Source organism: Vibrio sp. R15-SG3-ISO1B, from assembly GCF_059833835.1.
This window is the reverse complement of the sequence record NZ_JCBDGG010000034.1, coordinates 131,159-152,331: the sequence shown is the minus strand read 5'-3', so window position 1 is coordinate 152,331 and position 21,173 is coordinate 131,159. Positions and strand designations below refer to the sequence as shown.

The following is a 21,173-nucleotide window of genomic DNA, read 5'->3' as shown; positions in this document are numbered from 1 at the left end:
AGCCCCGTTACATCTTCCGCGCAGGCCGACTCGACTAGTGAGCTATTACGCTTTCTTTAAATGATGGCTGCTTCTAAGCCAACATCCTAGCTGTCTAAGCCTTCCCACATCGTTTCCCACTTAGTAATAATTTGGGACCTTAGCTGGCGGTCTGGGTTGTTTCCCTCTCCACGACGGACGTTAGCACCCGCCGTGTGTCTCCCGGATAGTACTTACTGGTATTCGGAGTTTGCAAAGGGTTGGTAAGTCGGGATGACCCCCTAGCCTTAACAGTGCTCTACCCCCAGTAGTATTCGTCCGAGGCGCTACCTAAATAGCTTTCGGGGAGAACCAGCTATCTCCAGGTTTGATTGGCCTTTCACCCCTAGCCACAAGTCATCCGCTAATTTTTCAACATTAGTCGGTTCGGTCCTCCAGTTGATGTTACTCAACCTTCAACCTGCCCATGGCTAGATCACCTGGTTTCGGGTCTATATCCAGAGACTGAGCGCCCAGTTAAGACTCGGTTTCCCTACGGCTCCCCTAGATGGTTAACCTTGCCACTGAATATAAGTCGCTGACCCATTATACAAAAGGTACGCAGTCACACCACGAAGGTGCTCCTACTGCTTGTACGTACACGGTTTCAGGTTCTATTTCACTCCCCTCACAGGGGTTCTTTTCGCCTTTCCCTCACGGTACTGGTTCACTATCGGTCAGTCAGTAGTATTTAGCCTTGGAGGATGGTCCCCCCATATTCAGACAGGATATCACGTGTCCCGCCCTACTCGATTTCACTGAATGTGCGTTGTCAACTACGGGGCTATCACCCTTTATTGCCGGACTTTCCAGACCGTTCGTCTAACGCATATAAAGCTTAAGGGCTAGTCCAATTTCGCTCGCCGCTACTTTCGGAATCTCGGTTGATTTCTTTTCCTCGGGGTACTTAGATGTTTCAGTTCCCCCGGTTCGCCTCGTTATGCTATGTATTCACATAACGATACCTCGCTTATGCGAGGTGGGTTTCCCCATTCGGAAATCCCAGACTCAAGTGGTTTTTACTACCTAATCTGGGCTTATCGCAAGTTAATACGTCCTTCATCGCCTCTGACTGCCAAGGCATCCACCGTGTACGCTTAGTCACTTAACCATACAACCCCAAAGGGTCTTATTGGCTCATTTACTTTCACTTTGAAAAGTGAAAACAAACTAAGCAACCAAAGTTGTCTGCAATTATTTAAACATGATGCAGACTCGATTTTGCCGGACTCAAATATGAATAAGTGCCTAGAGACTACTGTCTAGTTCCTAGATAACTTATTCCCAAGAACACTTGAATGTGTTTTTGTGTATTCATAGATATGAATACTTTGAGAACTTTACAAACAACAATAAATTGTTGTTTTGTCAGCTTTCCAAATTGTTAAAGAGCAAATCACTTCAAAGAAGTAACCATTTTTAAAAGCACTATCGTCTTTCTTATTAAAAGAAGTGCGCTTAAAGATGGTATCCCGTAGGGGAGTCGAACCCCTGTTACCGCCGTGAAAGGGCGGTGTCCTAGGCCTCTAGACGAACGGGACACTAAGTTGAAGATATTGGGATATCTTCTATCTCTTAAACTACATAAACCATCAATCTGTGTGGACACTCATAACGATAATCATCGTATAAGGAGGTGATCCAGCGCCAGGTTCCCCTAGCGCTACCTTGTTACGACTTCACCCCAGTCATGAACCACAAAGTGGTGAGCGTCCTCCCCGAAAGGTTAAACTACCCACTTCTTTTGCAGCCCACTCCCATGGTGTGACGGGCGGTGTGTACAAGGCCCGGGAACGTATTCACCGTGGCATTCTGATCCACGATTACTAGCGATTCCGACTTCATGGAGTCGAGTTGCAGACTCCAATCCGGACTACGACGCACTTTTTGGGATTCGCTTACTCTCGCAAGTTCGCCGCCCTCTGTATGCGCCATTGTAGCACGTGTGTAGCCCTACTCGTAAGGGCCATGATGACTTGACGTCGTCCCCACCTTCCTCCGGTTTATCACCGGCAGTCTCCCTGGAGTTCCCACCCGAAGTGCTGGCAAACAAGGATAAGGGTTGCGCTCGTTGCGGGACTTAACCCAACATTTCACAACACGAGCTGACGACAGCCATGCAGCACCTGTCTCAGAGTTCCCGAAGGCACCAATCCATCTCTGGAAAGTTCTCTGGATGTCAAGAGTAGGTAAGGTTCTTCGCGTTGCATCGAATTAAACCACATGCTCCACCGCTTGTGCGGGCCCCCGTCAATTCATTTGAGTTTTAATCTTGCGACCGTACTCCCCAGGCGGTCTACTTAACGCGTTAGCTCCGAAAGCCACGGCTCAAGGCCACAACCTCCAAGTAGACATCGTTTACGGCGTGGACTACCAGGGTATCTAATCCTGTTTGCTCCCCACGCTTTCGCATCTGAGTGTCAGTATCTGTCCAGGGGGCCGCCTTCGCCACTGGTATTCCTTCAGATCTCTACGCATTTCACCGCTACACCTGAAATTCTACCCCCCTCTACAGTACTCTAGTCTGCCAGTTTCAAATGCAATTCCGAGGTTGAGCCCCGGGCTTTCACATCTGACTTAACAAACCACCTGCATGCGCTTTACGCCCAGTAATTCCGATTAACGCTCGCACCCTCCGTATTACCGCGGCTGCTGGCACGGAGTTAGCCGGTGCTTCTTCTGCAGCTAACGTCAAATGAGTGCGCTATTAACACACCCACCTTCCTCACTGCTGAAAGTACTTTACAACCCGAAGGCCTTCTTCATACACGCGGCATGGCTGCATCAGGCTTGCGCCCATTGTGCAATATTCCCCACTGCTGCCTCCCGTAGGAGTCTGGACCGTGTCTCAGTTCCAGTGTGGCTGATCATCCTCTCAGACCAGCTAGGGATCGTCGCCTTGGTGAGCCCTTACCTCACCAACTAGCTAATCCCACCTGGGCATATCCTGACGCGAGAGGCCCGAAGGTCCCCCTCTTTGAGCTCGAAAGCTATTATGCGGTATTAGCCATCGTTTCCAATGGTTATCCCCCACATCAGGGCAATTTCCCAGGCATTACTCACCCGTCCGCCGCTCGACGCCCTTAACGTTCCCCGAAGGTTCAGTTAAGTCGTTTCCGCTCGACTTGCATGTGTTAGGCCTGCCGCCAGCGTTCAATCTGAGCCATGATCAAACTCTTCAATTTAAGGTTTTGTTCGGCTCAATGAATACTGATAAGTTCCTAGTGACTAGAAGCTAGTTCCTAGAAAACTTGAATTGACTGTGCTCTTATTGGCTTTCACTTTTGAAAAAGTAAAACAAAACAGCTCAAGGCTGCTTCCCAATTCGAATGGTCACTCAGTTCATTGATAGCCAATGATTCCGAAGAATCAGTTTTTGATTTTACTTTTTATAAAAAAGTGAAAACCAAAAGTGGATTATCATCAACGAGTGCCCACACAGATTGATAGGTTTATATTGTTAAAGAGCTAGGTGTTTCTCACTTGCCGTAAGGCTCACTCGAAACGGACGGCCATTTTAGCGATTTAACTTTTAGTGTCAAACACTTTTCGCTTAATTTCAGAAACTAATTTTCATCGCGTTTCTTCGACCTATTGGCTCGATTGCATCGTATGCTTTTCCGTGCCAACGGAGGCGCATTATAGGCAGGAATCGCATCGAGGCAAGAGGCATTTAGCAAAAAGTCGTAATATTTGCGTCGTTCGCTCAAGCTTTGACCGATGCGATTTAAATAGCAGCAAAAAGGGCCGTTTCGGCCCTTCTGTTAGAGGATAATTATTGGTGAGCAATAATTTGATCGTGACTCACCACCAGCTTCACGGGTTTATCTGGTATCACCTCACCCGCGAGGATAGATTTCGCTAGTGGGTTTTCAACGCTCTGTTGTATCGCCCGTTTCAGTGGTCTTGCACCATAGACAGGGTCAAACCCAACTTGAGCAATGAGATCGAGCGCTTTGTCAGACACCTCAAGCACAAAGCCTTTTTCTTCCATGCGAGCAGACAGTCTCGCTAACTGAATTGAAGCAATCGACTTGATATGGTCTGCTCCTAATGGGTGGAACACCACACTTTCGTCCACACGGTTTAAAAACTCTGGGCGGAAATGTTTGCTGACCACCTCCATCACTTGCTGCTTCATGCCCTCATAATCGACCTGACCAAAGCTTTCTTGGATGCGCGCAGAGCCAAGGTTAGATGTCATTATGACAACGGTATTACGAAAATCGACCGTACGACCTTGTCCATCCGTTAATCGTCCATCATCTAATACTTGAAGCAGGATGTTAAACACATCAGGGTGAGCCTTCTCCACTTCATCCAATAAGATGACCGAATAAGGCTTACGACGCACGGCTTCTGTTAGGTAGCCACCCTCTTCATAGCCCACATAACCCGGAGGCGCGCCGACAAGACGAGCCACAGAGTGTTTCTCCATAAACTCGGACATATCGATACGAACCATGGCGTCTTCACTATCGAACATAAAGTTCGCTAGGGTTTTGCACAGCTCGGTTTTACCAACACCGGTTGGCCCTAAGAATAGAAACGAACCAATCGGTTTGTTCGGATCGGATAAGCCCGCGCGACTGCGGCGAATCGCATTCGATACCACTTCAACAGCTTCAGTCTGGCCAATCACACGCTTATGCAAGACGTCTTCCATTCGCAGCAGTTTTTCTTTCTCTGCTTCAAGCATCTTCGACACAGGAATGCCCGTCTGTTTTGACAGCACTTCGGCAATTTCATTGTCGGTGACCTTATTGCGTAGCAGAGTCATCTCCTGCATTTCGGCTTGGGTTGCCAAATCAAGCTGCTTCTCTAACTCTGGGATTCGGCCATATTGCAACTCAGACATGCGGTTTAAATCACCCGCACGACGTGCAAATTCCATATCCATTCTCGCTTGCTCGAGTTCCCCTTTAATGTGTTGAGTACCCGATAAGGCCGCTTTTTCTGCGTTCCACACCTCTTCCAGCTCAGCAAACTCCCGCTCTTTTTCATTCAACTCTTCATTAAGGATCTGCAATCGCTTCTCACTGGCTTCATCATGTTCGTTGGTCAGCGCTTGTTGCTCAATTTTAAGTTGAATGATTTTACGCTCCAACTTATCGAGCGACTCGGGTTTGGAGTCAATCTGCATGCGAATACTGGATGCGGCTTCATCAATTAAGTCGATCGCTTTGTCAGGCAATTGGCGATCCGATACGTATCGATGCGAGAGACTCGCCGCCGCCACAATAGCAGGGTCAGTAATTTCCACATGGTGATGCAACTCATAGCGCTCTTTGAGACCGCGTAAGATAGCCACGGTATCTTCCACTGACGGCTCATCCACCAGCACTTTTTGAAAGCGTCGTTCAAGCGCAGGATCTTTTTCGATGTATTGGCGGTACTCATCTAAGGTGGTTGCCCCGACACAGTGCAACTCGCCCCGAGCCAACGCGGGTTTAAGCATGTTACCGGCATCCATTGAACCTTCGCCTTTACCTGCGCCCACCATGGTATGAATCTCATCAATAAAGAGGATGATGTTTCCCTCCTCTTTAGACAATTCATTGAGGACGGATTTCAAACGCTCTTCGAACTCACCACGGTATTTGGCCCCTGCAACCAGTGCGCCCATATCCAAGGAGAGTACTCGGCGCCCGCGCAATCCCTCTGGCACTTCGTTATTGATGATACGTTGTGCCAACCCTTCGACGATGGCGGTTTTACCCACTCCAGGTTCACCAATGATCACCGGGTTGTTTTTTGTGCGGCGCTGCAAGACTTGAATGGTGCGACGTATCTCATCATCACGGCCGATGACCGGGTCAAGCTTGCCTTGCTCGGCACGCTCGGTGAGATCAATCGTGAATTTCTCTAACGCTTGGCGCAACTCTTCAGCATTGGGGTCGTTGACGGTTTGTCCACCGCGAATCTTATCTATCGCTGCAGCGATTTTATCTTGAGTAAGGCCTTGCTCTTTAAGCAAACTGCCAAGTGGGCCGCGGTCTTCGATCGCCGCCAGCAAGAAAATTTCTGATGAGATGTACGCATCTTTGCGCTTTTGCGCCACTTTGTCACACAAGTTAAACAGCGTGCCCATTGCGCTCGACAATTGCACATCACCGCCAATGCCACTTACTTTGGGCAAGCGGTCAAGAATTTCACTCAATTTTGAGCGTAGATGCATCACGTCCACATTGAGCATGGTGAGCAAAGGACGAATCGGGCTACCGTCCTGATCCATCAGCGCTACCATTAGGTGAACGGGTTCTATGTATTGATGGTCGCGGCCGAGCGCCAACGATTGGGCGTCAGATATCGCGATTTGGAATTTGCTCGTAAATCTGTCAAGACGCATACCTACCTTCCTAACTCAAATGAGGTGAACGAAATTCATCATAAAGAAAGATGGATACGCACAAGGGCAATTTCAAGGTAGCAGGGAGGAGTTTCCCTAATAAACAGGTGGGATTATGATTCAAGCCAAATAAAACTGGCTTGTCGACCTGTCACGCCATCGCGTCGGTAGGAGTAAAAACGGTCAGCATCACGATAGGTACACAGCCCGCTTTGATAGATGGCCGTCACGCCGACCGATTGAAGGCGCTGTTCAACAAGGCGATTCATATCCGCCATGTACTTGCCAGGTTGTCGGCCAGGTAAAAACGCCGTTTGGGCTTGTGAATCATGAGCGACAAATTGATCACGGACCTCTTGACCTACTTCAAACGCCTCAACGCTGATCGCAGGACCAATCCAGGCCATCAATTCGCCACTCATCAAGCGCACCGCATTCTCAACAATCCCGTCAAGTAAGCCTCGCCACCCTGCATGCACCGCGGCAACCTCTGTACCCTCACGATTGGTCAGCAGCACCGGCAAACAATCGGCGGTCATCGCGCTGCATACTATGCCGGTTTGTCGAGTCAACGCCCCATCGGCATCCAAAACCGTATCGGTCGCCGAGTCGAGCGTCACAACATGGGTAGAGTGGGTCTGGTTGAGCCAAACCGGCGCCGAGGGCATGCCTGAATGCGCCATCAACCATTGGCGGTTTTGCGCCACCAACTCAGGATCGTCTCCGACATGCATCCCCACATTCAACCCTTGATAAGGAGACATAGAGACGCCCCCCTCTCGAGTTGAGGCAAACGCTTTTACGTTCGCTGGCGCGGGCCAGTTGGGGATGATCATGGACATTTAGATCTCTTCTTCCAGACCGTGAGTTTGAGCATCCAGGCGAAGCGCTAGGGTCATCTCAACCATGTCATCAGGCACAGGCGCATGAAACTCGAGCTCCTCACCGGTGATCGGATGCGCAAAACGCAACATGACCGCATGCAATGCTTGGCGATCAAAACCACGGATTTTCTCCGCTAGCTCTTGGGTTGCGCCAGAAGGAATGCGAGCGCGGCCACCATAAGCGGTGTCACCCAATAGCGGGTGCTGCAAATACGACATATGCACGCGAATTTGGTGTGTACGTCCGGTCTCCAAACGCAAGCGAATGCGCGTGTGTTCGCGGAAATGCTCGGCCACGCGGTAATGCGTCACCGCAGGTTTACCCATTGGACTCACCGCCATAAGTGTGCGTTTGGTTGAGTGTCGACCAATCGGCTGCTCAACCTTACCGCCCGCGGTCATACGACCAATAGCGATCGCTTCATACTCACGAGTAATGTTGCGCTTTTGCAGAGCACGAACCAGGCGCGTTTGCGCTGGGACCGTTTTCGCCACCACCATAAGGCCCGTGGTGTCTTTGTCCAAGCGGTGAACGATCCCGGCACGAGGCACTTCCGCAATCGCTGGGTAATGATGCAGTAACGCGTTGAGCACAGTGCCATCTGGCGTACCGGCACCTGGGTGAACCACAAAGTCACGCGGTTTGTTGATCACGATAATGTCGTCATCTTCATAAACGATATCCAGAGGAATATCTTGCGCTTCCCAACGTTCTTCGTCTTCGAGTTCCGCTTGTAAGGTGATCTCTTCACCGCCCATCACTTTGGTGCGCGGCTTGGTGACCACTTGGCCGTCCACACTCACTTTGCCTTCGAGTAACCACTCTTTTAGACGTGAGCGCGAAAAATCGGTAAACAATTCGGCAATCGCCTGATCGAGGCGTTGACCTAGCTGGCTATCTTTTACTGTATTGGTTAATTCAATCTGCTGAGCCATATCGAACTTTTTTAAAAACTGTGAGACTAATAGTCTCTACTATGAAAAAATAAGCGCCATTGTATCCGTTACCGCTTAGAAAGTAACGGCGGCGTACTAAATATTTAATTCAAGGAATCGAATCCTGACATGAAACAGCATACATTATCTGGCTTATTGGCATTATCCATATTGGTTGGCTGCTCGAGCAGCGAGGAGATCGTTCCTGATGTGCCACCATCAGAACTGTATTCTGAAGCGCAACTTTCTTTGCAAAGCGGGAACTGGCTCACCGCTATTGAGCAACTTGAAGCTCTAGATTCACGTTATCCATTCGGCGCTTACTCAGAGCAGGTTCAGCTAGACCTTATTTACGCTTACTACAAAAACGATGACTTGGCGCTCGGTTTGGCGACCATAGAGCGCTTTACGCGTTTGAACCCAACCCATGAGAAATTGGACTGGGTCCTCTACATGCGCGGACTCTCTCACATGGCGCAAGATCGCAACTTTATGCATGATCTGCTCAATATCGATCGTAGTGACCGAGATCCTGAGCCGGTGAAAAAAGCATTCGCAGACTTTAAGCGTCTTCTTGAGCGTTACCCAAATAGCCCATACGCAGCGGACTCTCAAAAACGCATGTACGCGCTCAAAAATCGCCTCGCCAACTACGATTTAGCGACCGCGGATTTCTACCTTCGCCGCGAGGCATGGATTGCCGCCATCAACCGTACCCAAGAGTTGCAGCGTACTTATCCTGATACTGAAGCCGCTCGCAAATCATTGCAGATTCAGCTTGAAGCCTATCAACAACTCGGATTAGAGGATGCCGTGAAGCGGACTGAGGCGCTAATCGAGCTCAATCCGGATTCTTAAGCCATCCGTTCTTTTCTCTACTCGCCGCGCAAGTTGCGCGGCGTTTTTGTTTATTCAAATCACATTTTCTTCCTTCAAATTACATAGTGAGAACAAGCAAAGTGAATGAGAAGAATACTATGATGGGTACGCTAGCTGTCGTCAGAATTGTATTAGGAAAATCGAGAGAGGAAGAGAAAGGGAGCGCGGTGTCACACTCTTGATGCGATTAAAATGCAACCAATGATTTATTTAGACCGTAAACCGCCCCTAAAAAGCGGATGATTTTTAGCGTGTTACCTCTTCCAATCTAATGAGTTTTTATGGTTTAACAAGCTTTTTTGAGCGGTGATGAATCGACTCTTTGAGTTAGATCACGTTTGAATTTAATCCAAAAAACAGCCTACACAATAGTGATCTAGATCACTTTATTTATACCTGCGGTGAGTAATCTGGAGTTAACCCATGAGGGATGACACAGAGGAAAGCATCTATGAAAGTAAACATCACTGGTAAAAACATCGACATCACCTCTGCAATCCGCAATCACATTGAGAGCAAGTTCCAGAAGCTAGAAAAATGGCAAGTAGACATTATCGGTTGCCAAGCCACCTTTAGTGAAGAACCGAATAAACAGAAAAAATTCGAGGCAATCATCACGGTTCCGAAAGGCCAACTTATCGCTTCTGCTACCCATGAAGATTTGTACGCTGCCGTTAACGAGGTAGAACAGAAATTAGAACGTCAGCTTAATAAACTCCGCCACAAACCTGAGGCACGTCGTACGGACAAGCCACAACTGGAAGAAGTTGAAGAGTAATCAGCAGACTGAGAAGATTTGAGAATAGCGCCCGGCGGGCGCTATTTTTTTGCTTGACGCTCCATACTCCGTTGCTTATTGTGGTTGAACATTCATTTGGAATCGACTTTTATGCACCGTTCACCCCTGTTCTTTTTTGACTTGTTTTTTCTCCACTAGACTGGAGGCTCGCTCGTTTTTAAAAACAAGTCAAAAACGAACAGAAAGCCTCCCATCGGGAGGCTTTTTTTATAAGGAATACTAGGATGACTGAACAAAAATACTCACTTGATGACATTCGTTTACGCTTAAACGAACTCGACGACCAACTGCTTAAACTCCTTTCTGAACGCCGTGAGATGAGCATTGAGGTTGCGAAGAGTAAAGTTCAAACATCCAAACCAGTACGTGACGCCGTACGTGAGCAGCAGTTGCTGGTTAAGCTCATCAATAATGGCAAAGAGAAGTATCAGCTCGATGCGCAATACATCACCAAACTGTTTCACACCATCATTGAAGACTCTGTACTCCTCCAGCAATCGTATCTACAAAACCTCGCTAACCCAGAACTGAGCCGCAAACCGTTGGCTCGGGTTGCTTTTCTTGGTGCCAAGGGCTCCTACTCTCACCTCGCGAGCCGAGAATACTTCAGCCGTAAAAACACTGAGTTAATTGAATTAAACTGCGATCACTTTAAAGAAGTGGCGAACACTGTGGAGTCCGGTCATGCAGACTATGGCGTACTTCCGATTGAAAACACCAGTTCAGGCTCTATCAATGAGGTGTATGACTTACTGCAACACACCACTCTCTATATTGTCGGTGAGCTGACATTACCGATTGAGCACTGCTTGGTGGCCACGCAGGACATCCGCTTAGAAGAGATCAAAACCTTGTACTCTCACCCACAGCCCCACCAGCAATGCAGCGAGTTTTTGAGCCGTCTGAAAGGCGTTAAGCTAGAGTCTTGCGCGAGCACGGCCGATGCGATGCAAAAAGTTCAAGAAATGAACCGACGCGACGTCGCTGCCATCGGGAATGCTTCGAGCGGTAAGTTGTATGGCCTTCAAGCAATTCAAGGCAACATTGCCAATCAAACCGAGAACCACACTCGCTTTATCGTTGTTGCGCGTAAGCCTGTCGAAGTGTCGGCGCAAATTCCGGCAAAAACCACTTTGATCATGTCCACGTCTCAGCAAGCGGGCTCCCTGGTGGAAACCCTACTAGTGCTGCAACGCTACGGCATCAACATGAACAAATTGGAATCAAGGCCTATCATGGGCAACCCTTGGGAGGAGATGTTCTACGTCGATCTCGAGGCGCATCTGGACTCTCAAGAAATGCAGCAAGCCCTGAACGAACTCACTCGGATTACCAAACATCTTAAAGTGTTGGGCTGCTATCCGAGTGAAAATGTCAAACCTACACAAGTGAAATTGCTGTAACTTTGCTCACAGCCTAATCAATAAATTGACGATTAAAGCTGACACCTAGTGCAAATGCTCATACTATGAGTACATTAAGTTGCATAGCAAGGTGTCAGCACGCGCTGACTTTCATTCATCAACTCAATAAAGTCAGTTATGAGGCTCGCTCTTTATTCATTCATTGCTCCGCTCTTTTGTAGCGCCATTACGTACGCCAATCCACTCAATCTCTACATGTGGGAGGACACCTTGTCCCCGAACGTGATTGACCAATGGCAGCAACAAAGCTCTACCCCTCTGCGCCTTGACCATTTTGACAATGACGACAAACGCAGTTTATTAATGCTCCGCACTGACCAGTTGCCGTTTGATGTTGTCGTACTTGATAACGTCTCTGCGCAAATCTATGGTCGCCTCAACATGTTTGAGGACCTAACTGACCTCTCCAACCGTCAACATAATGCGGCTAAGTGGAATCAAGTCTGCGGCACCCATGCCGTTCCTTACTTTTGGGGGACAGTGGGCATTGCATTTCGGCACTCGGCGGTAAAACATCCGCCCGCAACATGGCATGACTTCGTCTACCCGCCCCAAGAGCACAAAGGTAAGATCGGCATGATTAACGACAGCATCGAAAGCTTTCTTCCGCTGTTTTATGCGCTTGGTCTCTCTCCAATCGAAGACAACCCGGACACATTACAAAAGGCATACCCACAGTTAATTGAATTTAGTGACCGGGTACTGACCTTTGAGTACATCCTCAGCTATATCCGTAGCCAAGCGGATGCCAACGCACTGGACATGGCGCTGGCCTACAGCGGAGATCAATATTCTCTCAATCGTTTCTACGGTGAAGGGAAATGGGGCTTTGTGATTCCTGAAGGACAGTTGTTCATTTGGGTCGACTGTCTGGCGATTCCGAAAAGCAGCACCAACAAAGACGCCGCCAAAGCCTTTGTGAATTTCCTGATGGATCCCAATATTGCTGCAATAAATGCAACAGATATTAAAGCTGCAACGCCCAACTTAAGTGCATTGAAACTGTTGCCAGAATGGTACATAAATGATGCATCATTATTTCCAGAATCAAGCAGGGTCGACGGGGCGCTGATCGACAGCGAGCTCACCGCGGCCAACATAAGCCTAAGGGCAAAAATTATTAATAGTATTCTCAAACGTCATGAAGCTCAGCACTAGAGTCCTACTGCTGGTTGCCCCCGTGGTGCTGATGAGCGCGGCGGTATCTAGCTATAGCATCTACATCAACCAAAAAGATGCGCTAATTAAACGTGAGAACAGTTATCTGCAACTCACGATGGAAAAGCTCGCCGGTCACTTTCGTCACTCCGTTGCATTACTCAACAGCTACTCACTTTCATTGACCAAAAGCGACATCATCCGTTACTACCTGACCCAACCCGAAAACCCCTATCGAGAAATGAATCTGATCAGCAATTTGCAGCTATCCGTCAAGCAGCTGCAAACCAGCGACGATGATTCGATTGCCGTCGCGATTCTCGATAGCGAACAAAACGTGGAGTTCTATTCGGACAACCAATCCGACCCGTTCGCAACGCTCGATGACAACGTGCGCGACTATGTTGAGCAGACCTACAACAATAGCGGCCAAACGCGCCATCTAGGGTTTGCAAAAAACTTCCAAGGCCAAAGCATTCTGATTCGTTATGATGTGCTCGACCAAAGCACCCTCAATGTGCCGTTGAGTTATAACAAGGAGCGGGTATTTTTTGTCGTGGTGGCTTTGACACTCGACAAATATGATCAGCTCAAACACATCATCGAATTTGATAACGACAGCAGTATTTTCTATGCCCCCAAGCCCATTTTTAAGTCTGGTTTAACCCAGTCGGTCGAGCTTAAACATGGCTTGTTCGCCGTGCTTGACCCAGCGCACTATCTACTGACCGAAAAATTGGCCAAAATCGAACATAAGCTACTGCTCTCGTTTGGTGCGTCCTCTTTGGTTACCGTGCTGATCTTACTGTTTTTACTTTATCGACATGTCATTCGTCCCATCACCCGCCTTGATCACCAATTGCAAGAGGTGGAGCAACACAAGCGACACAACATCGACAGGTTGGGCAGTGACAACGAAATTGGTCGCTTGTCGATGCGTTTTTATGACATGTATCGTGAGCTTGATTCGAGCTATCAAAAAACCAAGGCGATGGCAGAGAACGATCATTTAACTCAGTTGGCCAACCGCTACCAATTTCAGATGTGCGTTGAACGCAGCCTTTCCAATACTCTGGCCGTCACTCACGCATGGATTCTTTACATCGACCTCGATAACTTCAAGTACGTCAATGACAAGTACGGCCATCACATCGGCGATACGCTACTGGTCAATTTCGCCCAGCACTTGAAAACACTGTGCGACCAACTGGAAAACAATTTTGGCGTCAAGTCCCTCGCCTCTCGTCTTTCTGGTGATGAATTTGCCATATTTATTGCCGCTGGCAGACAAGGCGATTACGCGACCCACATCGCCAACGCGATTTTGCAACCGATTCAAAGCCACACTCACTCCCCTTTGGGCTCTTTCCCAATCACGGCCAGTATTGGTATCGCCTGCTACCCCGATGATGGCAAAGACTTGGCCAAGTTACTCTCCAATGCCGACACAGCCATGTATCAAGCCAAACGAGCCGGTAAAAACCAAGTGGCGCCTTACTCGAAAGCGCTCGATGACGTGGTGCGACGCAAAGAGAAAATCGAGCGCGCGCTGCGTAGTGGTGAGTACGACAAAGAGTTCACTTTGCTCTATCAGCCCTATTACAATCGCGATGGCAGTGAAATTCGCGGGGTTGAAGCGCTGCTGCGCTGGGAATCGCCTAAGTTGGGGCGAGTCGAACCCAGTGAGTTTATTCCAATCTCTGAACAAACCGGCCTATTTGGCAGTATTGATCGTTGGGTGATTGAAGAAGCTTTCAAAGACTTTGCCGATATTCAGAGTAGCTTTGACGGCCCAGTGCAAGTCTCTATAAACCTGTCGTCAGCAGAACTCGACTCGTTACAACTCGCCCAGTTTATTCAGACAATGAGCGATAAGTATCACGTGATTCCTAGCTTGATCGATTTTGAAATTACCGAGACCTTTGCCTCAGACTCCCAGAGCTATCTACTGCTTCATGAGTTGTCAATTATGGGCTTTAAGCTCGCCATTGATGACTTTGGCTCTGGCTATACCTCCATCGTTCAACTGGTCGAGTACCCAGTGCAAAAGATCAAGCTTGATAAAGAGTTCTTAGCCACGCTAGTCAAAACCGATAACCGTAAAGTGATCAAACCCTTGGTTGATCTTTGCCACTCACAATCTATGATAGTCACCGCTGAGGGCATTGAGACGCAAGAGGATCACGAGTGGCTAGCCAGTTATGAATGTGACTATATGCAAGGCTATTACTTGTCTCCGCCTTTGACCTTAGCGCAGCTCAGCCTAATCCACTTAGCACCAGAAGAGGTTATTGATGACCGTGAAGAAGGTTATTGTCGCTTCGCTTAACCCGGCGAAGATCAACGCGGTAAAAAGTGCGTTTCTTGCCTCGTTTCCAAACCAATCGTTTGAATTCTCTGGCGTTAGCGTGCCAAGCGGCGTCGCTGACCAACCGATGGGCAATCAAGAGACGTACCAAGGTGCTCGCCAACGTGTGACCAACGCCAAGCAGGCAGTAGCAGATGCGGATTTCTATGTTGGGCTAGAAGCCGGTATTGAAGGACAAGTGACCTTTGCATGGATGGTGATTGAGTCTCAACAACAACGCGGCGAATCGCGTTCAGCGAGCTTGATGTTGCCACCGGTGGTCCTTGACAAGCTCAAAGACGCCAATGAACTTGGCGATGTGATGGATGAGGTCTTTGGCACTGAAAACATTAAGCAAAAAGGCGGCGCTATCAGCCTACTGACCCACGATTTGTTGACGCGCAGCTCCGTGTACCATCAAGCGCTTGTTTTGGCGCTCATCCCATTTATGAATCCAGACCACTTCCCAGTGAGTGGTAGGGAGTCTTAATCGGTCTCACCGCGCTCGAGCAGAGCCGCTAACGCGGCTTTATCTTGCGCGGATTTGGATTTGAGTTCATTCGAGCCGCGCGTGATGGTAGCTACCCCTACCCCCAGCATCTGACTGATTTGACGCTGTGACAATTCCCCCTTCAGTAACTCACGGAAAATATTGACCCGCGCGACCAACGCTTCCCTTTCATCGGGCGTCAGCAGCATCGTCAGTAGCATCTCATGTTGATGAGACTCACTGCTTTTGGCGACAAGGTCTAGGATCTGTTGCCACTCTTTGTACTCTGGTTCCATTGCGTTTACTTCAGTACGACCATTGATAGCGTCAATATTCCCAAGCTTTACCTTTGGATTCAAGCGTCACGGTCTCAGTACTTCGCTTGCAGCTCTTTTTGGCTCAAAAAGTGTCCGTCCTCACCCAGCACTTCACGATAGTAAGTTTCAAACATCAAAATATTCTGTACATAACCGCGCGTTTCCTTAAAGGGGATCGCTTCAATAAAAGCGAACACGTCCAGCTTACCGTCACTGCGCTCACGCCACGTTTTGACCCGATTCGGCCCCGCATTATACGCCGCGAATGCCAGAATGCGGTTATGGTCGTAATCGTCAAGCAGCCCTTTCAGGTAGTGGCTACCGATTTCGATGTTTTTGCCCACTTCGTACAGATCCGCACTGCCTTGATAAGTTAACTGATACTTTCTCGCCGTGTATTTGGCCGTAGAAGGCATGATCTGCATAATACCGCGTGCACCGACCGGCGAACGGGCCTCGACATCCATCGCACTCTCCTGGCGGGCCAGTGACATTAGGGTGATAGGATCAATATTGTGCTTATCGCCATAGAAATTGAACCACCAGCGATGCGCAATCGGGAAACGAATTTCTAGGTTATCCCACATTTTGGCCTGAATACTGGCGGTAACGGTCAAATGGTGCCAACCTTTGAACGATGCATAAGCGGCCAGCATCTCTCGCTGCGATTTATTGACCCGCCCAAGTAGCCATCGCCACTCACTTTTGGCCGCGGTAATTTTATCGCGATCAATCAACTCCTCGATCCGCACGAGAGTCGTCTCAAACGGCTCAACCAGCTCGGGCGCCAATGTAATGGTGGAGGTGGGATAGACAATCGAACGCTGAAGCGCTTGCGCGGCTGCCACGCTGTAGAAGTTGCGCTGACCAACAATAGCCTCTAAACGCTGATTCGCTTGGCTCATTTGACCGGCGGCCATTTCCGCTCTCGCGCGCCAATATTGCCAGCGGAGGGTCTCTTGATAACTCACAGGGAGTGCATCAAGCCAACGACTGACCGCTGGCCAGTCATCTTCACCTATCGCCAAACGGATGCGCCGCTCGAGCAAAGAGAGGTTAGCACTGTGCGCTATCACATCATCACGCCACGCGATCAGCTCCGGCTCGTCACGATTCATCAAACGAAAAGCAATAAAATCGGCCAAATTCTGCTGAGATTCGGTGGGTAGCGACACTGCCGCTATCACGTCACTGTACTCTTGCTGCGCTTTGACAACGTCACGACGCGCGAGCTTTTTCATGCCGCTGCTGACTAACTGATGATAAAACGGTTCATCAGGAAACTGCGCTGCCGCCTTTGCCAAGGTTGCGGGATCGCGAAACAGCGATTGCGCTCGTTGTCCTGCTATTTTGGCTTGCTCACTCTCAAGTTGCTTGACCAAGTAGTTGAGTAAGCTGCCATTTCCAGAGTCAAACACGAGTAATACCCGATCGAGCACATCACGATCACTGCGTTGGCCATGCGTATCCCAAGCGGCAAAAAGCGGGTCACACGCATCCGCAATACTTGAACCGGATCGCCATAGCGTTTTCGCGCCTTGCCATGCTAACGCTTTGTTGCCTGTTTGGTAATGAGCCCAGTAATAGTGACACTGATAACTCTCGCCTCTCGGCAGCGCTGTCTGAAATTCAAGAAAGCGCTGCCATTGGTTATCTTTGGCTAAGGCGTCCAAATACGGTGCGCTGATACGCCCAGAAAAAGGCAGCGTTTTATAGCGCTCAATAAACTGGTTCACCTCTGCGGAGGAGCGATTTCCAATGTTGACTAAGAAAGCGCGATAATCGACGTAGGGCGTTAAGGGATAGTCGGCGATGTCGGGCCTTAGAGCCTGATAATCATCAACCTTTTTCTCATCGAGCAAATCTTGTGCTTGATCGTACAACGCTCGCTGAGTGGCGAGGTCGGCTACCGCTGAAGTAGCATAAGTGGCGCTGCCCACAACCGCACAAAACCAGACCGCGGTTCGAGAAAAGTAGGACAACAAACGGGAATCGCTCAGCGTCATAAAGCCTCATCCTTGAAGGGAAAACCTCTCTCTAAATTAACTCGATCCTCCCCCCTGCTGTAAAGAGCTCAGATGTAAATAATAATAAATTCACACAATAGTGACATTGAGTGGCAAGGCTTGACTGACGTTGAACCGATTTCCTCCCTCTCGGGAGTAACAAAACGCGTTCGCTTGGTATAAAATGACGAGTTACGTAGATTGAATAGTTAGGAACGATCGGCAATGGCTGAATACGTATATACCATGTCGCGCGTGAGCAAAGTGGTGCCACCAAAGCGACAAATTCTTAAAGACATCTCTCTGAGCTTTTTCCCTGGCGCAAAAATCGGTGTTTTGGGCCTCAATGGTGCTGGTAAGTCGACCCTACTACGCATCATGGCGGGTATTGATACCGACATCGATGGTGAAGCGCGTCCACAACCGGGCCTGAATGTCGGCTACCTGCCACAGGAACCTGTGCTCGATGAATCGAAAACGGTACGTGAAATCGTCGAAGAGGCGGTATCTGATGTCGCTGGCGCAATGAAGCGTCTGGACGAAGTCTACGCGGCTTACGCAGAACCCGATGCGGATTTCGATGCCCTCGCAAAAGAGCAAGGTGAGCTAGAAGCGCTGATTCAAGCCAAAGAAGGCCACAACCTCGAAAACGCGCTGGAGCGCGCCGCGGATGCACTGCGTCTGCCTGAGTGGGATCAAAAAATTGCTCATCTATCGGGTGGTGAACGCCGCCGTGTGGCGATTTGTCGCCTACTTCTTTCTAAGCCAGATATGCTGCTGCTCGACGAACCGACCAACCACTTGGATGCCGAATCCGTCGCGTGGCTAGAGCGTTTCCTTGTCGATTACACTGGCACCGTTGTGGCGATTACCCACGACCGTTACTTCCTCGACAACGCCGCAGGTTGGATCCTTGAATTGGACCGTGGTGAAGGTATTCCATGGCAAGGTAACTACACCTCATGGCTAGAGCAAAAAGACGCGCGTCTGCAACAAGAAGCGTCACAAGAGAAAGCACGTCAAAAGACCATTGAGAAAGAGCTGGAGTGGGTTCGTCAAAACCCGAAAGGCCGTCAATCGAAGTCTAAGGCGCGTATGGCTCGCTTTGAAGAGCTGCAAAGCGGCGATCGCCAAAAGCGTAACGAAACCAACGAGCTGTTTATTCCACCAGGTGAGCGTCTTGGCGACAAGGTGATTGAAGTCTCTAACCTGAGCAAGTCGTTCGACGGCCGCGTATTGATTGATGACCTGTCGTTCAGCATGCCAAAAGGGGCGATTGTCGGCATCATCGGTGCCAACGGTGCGGGTAAATCAACGCTGTTTAAGATGTTGAGTGGTGCAGAGCAACCAGATTCAGGCACTATCGAAATGGGTGAAACCGTCAAGTTGGCATCCGTCGATCAGTTCCGTGACTCGATGGACGATTCGAAAACCGTCTACCAAGAGATTTCGGAAGGCGCGGATATCATCAAGATCAACAACTTCGAAATCCCTGCTCGCGCGTACTGCTCTCGCTTTAACTTTAAAGGCAGCGATCAGCAGAAAGTGATTGGCGAGTTGTCGGGTGGTGAGCGCAACCGTGTCCACTTAGCGAAACTGCTTAAAGCGGGCGGCAACGTGTTGCTTCTCGATGAGCCAACCAACGACCTCGACGTGGAAACCCTACGAGCATTGGAAGAAGCGCTGCTTGAATTCCCTGGCTGTGCCATGGTGATCTCGCACGACCGTTGGTTCCTTGACCGTATCGCTACGCACATCATTGATTACCGTGATGAAGGCCAAGTGAACTTCTACGAAGGCAACTACACGGAATACATGGAATGGCTGAAAAAGACCTTGGGGCCTGAAGCAGCCGAACCACACCGTATCAAGTACAAGCGTATCGCCAAGTAATCGATTACCGCTTGATCTTTACCCAAAGGCCGCTAAGATTAGCGGCCTTTCATATTGAGGACGATAGCGACTCACTGATGGTTCGCGCCATCTCAGAGCATTGGGCCTGATGGGCAAAATATTCTGTTGAGTAGGTCAACAATGAGAAGGGTCGAGGGTTTGTCTTTATCGCTTGTCTGCTAGACTCAACACATAGTCATGGGAGAAGCAACAGATGAAAGAACGTCGCCGATTTTCACGGGTGGTTTATCAAGCCCCTGCCGTGTTAGTTCAAGGATCGCATCGTATTGACGCATCAATTCGTGATCTTTCTTTGCACGGTGTATTACTCGCATGTGATGCTGCCTCGACGCTGAGCCGCGAAGAGGACGTCAATGTACAATTTTCACTTCCAGGGAGTGATGTCGAGATTCAACTTGTCGCCAAGGTGGTTGGACTCAATAACAATATCATCCGTCTTGCGATCGATCATATTGATATTGAGAGTATCGGACACCTAAAACGCCTGGTCGAACTCAATGTTGGGGATGACGATCTTCTCCATAGGGATATTGAACATTTATCCGATTTAGGTGAAGAAGCCTAATAGAACCCATATGTCGAACAAAATTACTATTTCGATACCAGCGCCGGCTGGTATTTCGCGTTTTTACCTATCTCGTCGTGCTGTCGCGACCACATTGGCCCTAGCGGTTGTAGGTGTCATGGCCGCAGGCACTGGTGTATACACCTACTGGCAAACAAGCCAAAGCGAGCAAGCGGCGCTCACGCAAGCACTGGCAGCAGTGAGTGAAGAAAAGCGTCAACTCGAGCAGCTTTACAGCCAGCAGCAAGACGAAACCCATCAGTTGGTGCAAGAGCTTGAAGCGAAGAAGACTCAGATTAGCGTATTGGGTCGACGCGTGTACGATGTGGAAGCGGTGCTCGGTTTGGTTGATGACAATCAAGAAACACCACTGGAAGAAGTCCCACTGGAAAGCCGTATTGATGCTGCAGCAATAGACTCTGCGGTGCGTGCGACGATGTTTCGTCTGATCCCCAATGACTCACCGATGGAGTACCTGCGTGTCTCCTCATCTTACGGGAGGCGCACAAACCCCATTACAGGGCAGCGCCATACACACACCGGGATAGATCTCACCTGCAAACCTGGTCAGCCTATCTATTCACCGGCCGATGGTGTGGTAGAAACCGTGCGACCGAGCAACAAAGGGTTTGGTAACTTCCTCACCTTACGTCACTCGTTTGGCTTTATGAGCTCCTACGCGCACCTTGCCAAGTTTAAAGTACGCAGCGGTCAGTTTGTCAGCAAAGGCGAGCAGATCGCCACTTGTGGCAATTCTGGCAACTCAACGGGTCCTCATTTGCACTACGAGATCCGCTTTTTAGGGCGAGCGCTCAACCCGCAATACACCATGGATTGGACCCCGGACAACTTCCACTACTTGTTTGAAAAAGAGAACAAAGTGAAGTGGGCTCCGCTGGTACAGTTGATTGATAACACCGTCAGACTGCAAGTGAGCTTGACGCAAAGCCCGTACGTTGATGACTCGGTCAATACCGTAAAAGCGGACGACTCGGAACCTGAGCACACCAGCGTGCAATAAGTACATGGGTGGTCGATGTGCAGATAAATGCAACGCGATCAAAAAAAGCTGCCTAGGCAGCTTTTT

General features: G+C 49.3%; 14 protein-coding genes, 1 tRNA gene, 2 rRNA genes and 1 other annotated feature. Of the genes, 9 read left to right on the top strand and 8 right to left on the bottom strand.

Going from position 1 to position 21,173, the window contains the following annotated elements:
* The 6 genes from AC6R0S_RS10665 to rluD form a co-directional block, all read right to left on the bottom strand.
* Positions 1–1,129: ribosomal RNA gene (locus AC6R0S_RS10665) — 23S ribosomal RNA — on the bottom strand; the annotation flags it as partial.
* Positions 1,130–1,483: 354 nt separating this feature from the next.
* Positions 1,484–1,559 (bottom strand) — tRNA-Glu (locus tag AC6R0S_RS10660).
* Positions 1,560–1,647: 88 nt separating this feature from the next.
* Positions 1,648–3,203 (bottom strand): 16S ribosomal RNA (locus AC6R0S_RS10655).
* Positions 3,204–3,793: 590 nt separating this feature from the next.
* Positions 3,794–6,367 (bottom strand): ATP-dependent chaperone ClpB, encoded by a 2,574-nt coding sequence (gene clpB / locus AC6R0S_RS10650; protein ID WP_500637878.1) that lies wholly within the window; start codon positions 6,365–6,367, stop codon positions 3,794–3,796.
* Between the two features lie 113 nt (positions 6,368–6,480).
* The gene (gene pgeF, locus AC6R0S_RS10645) at positions 6,481–7,203 is read right to left on the bottom strand and encodes a peptidoglycan editing factor PgeF (RefSeq protein ID WP_500637880.1); all 723 of its coding nucleotides are present in this window, start codon (positions 7,201–7,203) and stop codon (positions 6,481–6,483) included.
* A gap of 6 nt (positions 7,204–7,209) precedes the next feature.
* The gene (gene rluD, locus AC6R0S_RS10640) at positions 7,210–8,187 is read right to left on the bottom strand and encodes a 23S rRNA pseudouridine(1911/1915/1917) synthase RluD (protein ID WP_500632422.1); all 978 of its coding nucleotides are present in this window, start codon (positions 8,185–8,187) and stop codon (positions 7,210–7,212) included.
* Positions 8,188–8,316: 129 nt separating this feature from the next.
* Here rluD and AC6R0S_RS10635 point away from each other — a divergent pair, with 129 nt between their 5' ends.
* The 6 genes from AC6R0S_RS10635 to yjjX all read left to right on the top strand — a co-directional run bounded on the left by AC6R0S_RS10635 (position 8,317) and on the right by yjjX (position 15,284).
* Positions 8,317–9,045, top strand: a complete 729-nt coding sequence (locus tag AC6R0S_RS10635) for an outer membrane protein assembly factor BamD (RefSeq protein ID WP_334554096.1) — start codon at positions 8,317–8,319, stop codon at positions 9,043–9,045.
* A 472-nt stretch (positions 9,046–9,517) separates the two neighbouring features.
* The gene (hpf, locus tag AC6R0S_RS10630; RefSeq protein ID WP_487901925.1) at positions 9,518–9,844 is read left to right on the top strand and encodes a ribosome hibernation-promoting factor, HPF/YfiA family; all 327 of its coding nucleotides are present in this window, start codon (positions 9,518–9,520) and stop codon (positions 9,842–9,844) included.
* Between the two features lie 114 nt (positions 9,845–9,958).
* Positions 9,959–10,076 (top strand) — a sequence feature (Phe leader region).
* Positions 10,077–10,089: 13 nt separating this feature from the next.
* Positions 10,090–11,268: a prephenate dehydratase gene (pheA, locus tag AC6R0S_RS10625; RefSeq protein WP_334554092.1), complete on the top strand. Its 1,179-nt coding sequence runs from the start codon at positions 10,090–10,092 to the stop codon at positions 11,266–11,268.
* Between the two features lie 138 nt (positions 11,269–11,406).
* Positions 11,407–12,447, top strand: coding sequence for a polyamine ABC transporter substrate-binding protein (locus AC6R0S_RS10620; RefSeq protein WP_500637877.1), 1,041 nt, complete (start codon positions 11,407–11,409; stop codon positions 12,445–12,447).
* Positions 12,431–14,776 (top strand): putative bifunctional diguanylate cyclase/phosphodiesterase, encoded by a 2,346-nt coding sequence (locus AC6R0S_RS10615; RefSeq protein ID WP_500637876.1) that lies wholly within the window; start codon positions 12,431–12,433, stop codon positions 14,774–14,776. The genes AC6R0S_RS10620 and AC6R0S_RS10615 overlap by 17 nt, the downstream gene beginning before the upstream one ends.
* Positions 14,748–15,284: an inosine/xanthosine triphosphatase gene (gene yjjX / locus AC6R0S_RS10610; protein WP_500637879.1), complete on the top strand. Its 537-nt coding sequence runs from the start codon at positions 14,748–14,750 to the stop codon at positions 15,282–15,284. Before AC6R0S_RS10615 ends, yjjX begins: the two co-directional genes overlap by 29 nt.
* Here the strand turns inward: yjjX and trpR are convergent.
* Complete coding sequence (gene trpR / locus AC6R0S_RS10605) at positions 15,281–15,580, bottom strand: trp operon repressor (RefSeq protein ID WP_334554086.1); 300 nt, start codon at positions 15,578–15,580, stop codon at positions 15,281–15,283. The two genes, yjjX and trpR, sit on opposite strands and share 4 nt — an antisense overlap.
* Before the next feature lie 74 nt (positions 15,581–15,654).
* A complete protein-coding gene (gene sltY, locus AC6R0S_RS10600; protein WP_500630087.1) occupies positions 15,655–17,607 on the bottom strand; it encodes a murein transglycosylase in 1,953 nt (650 codons plus the stop codon).
* A 225-nt stretch (positions 17,608–17,832) separates the two neighbouring features.
* Here sltY and ettA point away from each other — a divergent pair, with 225 nt between their 5' ends.
* The 3 genes from ettA (at position 17,833) to AC6R0S_RS10585 (ending at position 21,107) form a co-directional block, all read left to right on the top strand.
* Positions 17,833–19,500 carry an energy-dependent translational throttle protein EttA gene (gene ettA / locus AC6R0S_RS10595; RefSeq protein WP_334554083.1) on the top strand — a complete coding sequence of 556 codons (1,668 nt, stop codon included), beginning with the start codon at positions 17,833–17,835 and terminating at the stop codon, positions 19,498–19,500.
* 214 nt (positions 19,501–19,714) lie between these two features.
* The gene (locus AC6R0S_RS10590) at positions 19,715–20,086 is read left to right on the top strand and encodes a PilZ domain-containing protein (protein WP_487901870.1); all 372 of its coding nucleotides are present in this window, start codon (positions 19,715–19,717) and stop codon (positions 20,084–20,086) included.
* 10 nt (positions 20,087–20,096) lie between these two features.
* Complete coding sequence (locus AC6R0S_RS10585; RefSeq protein ID WP_487901869.1) at positions 20,097–21,107, top strand: M23 family metallopeptidase; 1,011 nt, start codon at positions 20,097–20,099, stop codon at positions 21,105–21,107.
* Positions 21,108–21,173 lie beyond the last annotated feature (66 nt).

What these genes read in the sequence shown, in the direction of transcription:
- clpB (WP_500637878.1), bottom strand. Translation starts at nt 6,367, where the DNA reads ATGCGTCTTGACAGATTTACGAGCAAATTCCAAATCGCGATATCTGAC.
- AC6R0S_RS10620 (WP_500637877.1), top strand. Translation starts at nt 11,407, where the DNA reads ATGAGGCTCGCTCTTTATTCATTCATTGCTCCGCTCTTTTGTAGCGCC.
- AC6R0S_RS10615 (WP_500637876.1), top strand. Translation starts at nt 12,431, where the DNA reads ATGAAGCTCAGCACTAGAGTCCTACTGCTGGTTGCCCCCGTGGTGCTG.
- rluD (WP_500632422.1), bottom strand. Translation starts at nt 8,187, where the DNA reads ATGGCTCAGCAGATTGAATTAACCAATACAGTAAAAGATAGCCAGCTA.
- AC6R0S_RS10590 (WP_487901870.1), top strand. Translation starts at nt 19,715, where the DNA reads ATGAAAGAACGTCGCCGATTTTCACGGGTGGTTTATCAAGCCCCTGCC.
- AC6R0S_RS10585 (WP_487901869.1), top strand. Translation starts at nt 20,097, where the DNA reads ATGTCGAACAAAATTACTATTTCGATACCAGCGCCGGCTGGTATTTCG.
- AC6R0S_RS10635 (WP_334554096.1), top strand. Translation starts at nt 8,317, where the DNA reads ATGAAACAGCATACATTATCTGGCTTATTGGCATTATCCATATTGGTT.
- pgeF (WP_500637880.1), bottom strand. Translation starts at nt 7,203, where the DNA reads ATGATCATCCCCAACTGGCCCGCGCCAGCGAACGTAAAAGCGTTTGCC.
- ettA (WP_334554083.1), top strand. Translation starts at nt 17,833, where the DNA reads ATGGCTGAATACGTATATACCATGTCGCGCGTGAGCAAAGTGGTGCCA.
- hpf (WP_487901925.1), top strand. Translation starts at nt 9,518, where the DNA reads ATGAAAGTAAACATCACTGGTAAAAACATCGACATCACCTCTGCAATC.
- pheA (WP_334554092.1), top strand. Translation starts at nt 10,090, where the DNA reads ATGACTGAACAAAAATACTCACTTGATGACATTCGTTTACGCTTAAAC.
- sltY (WP_500630087.1), bottom strand. Translation starts at nt 17,607, where the DNA reads ATGACGCTGAGCGATTCCCGTTTGTTGTCCTACTTTTCTCGAACCGCG.
- trpR (WP_334554086.1), bottom strand. Translation starts at nt 15,580, where the DNA reads ATGGAACCAGAGTACAAAGAGTGGCAACAGATCCTAGACCTTGTCGCC.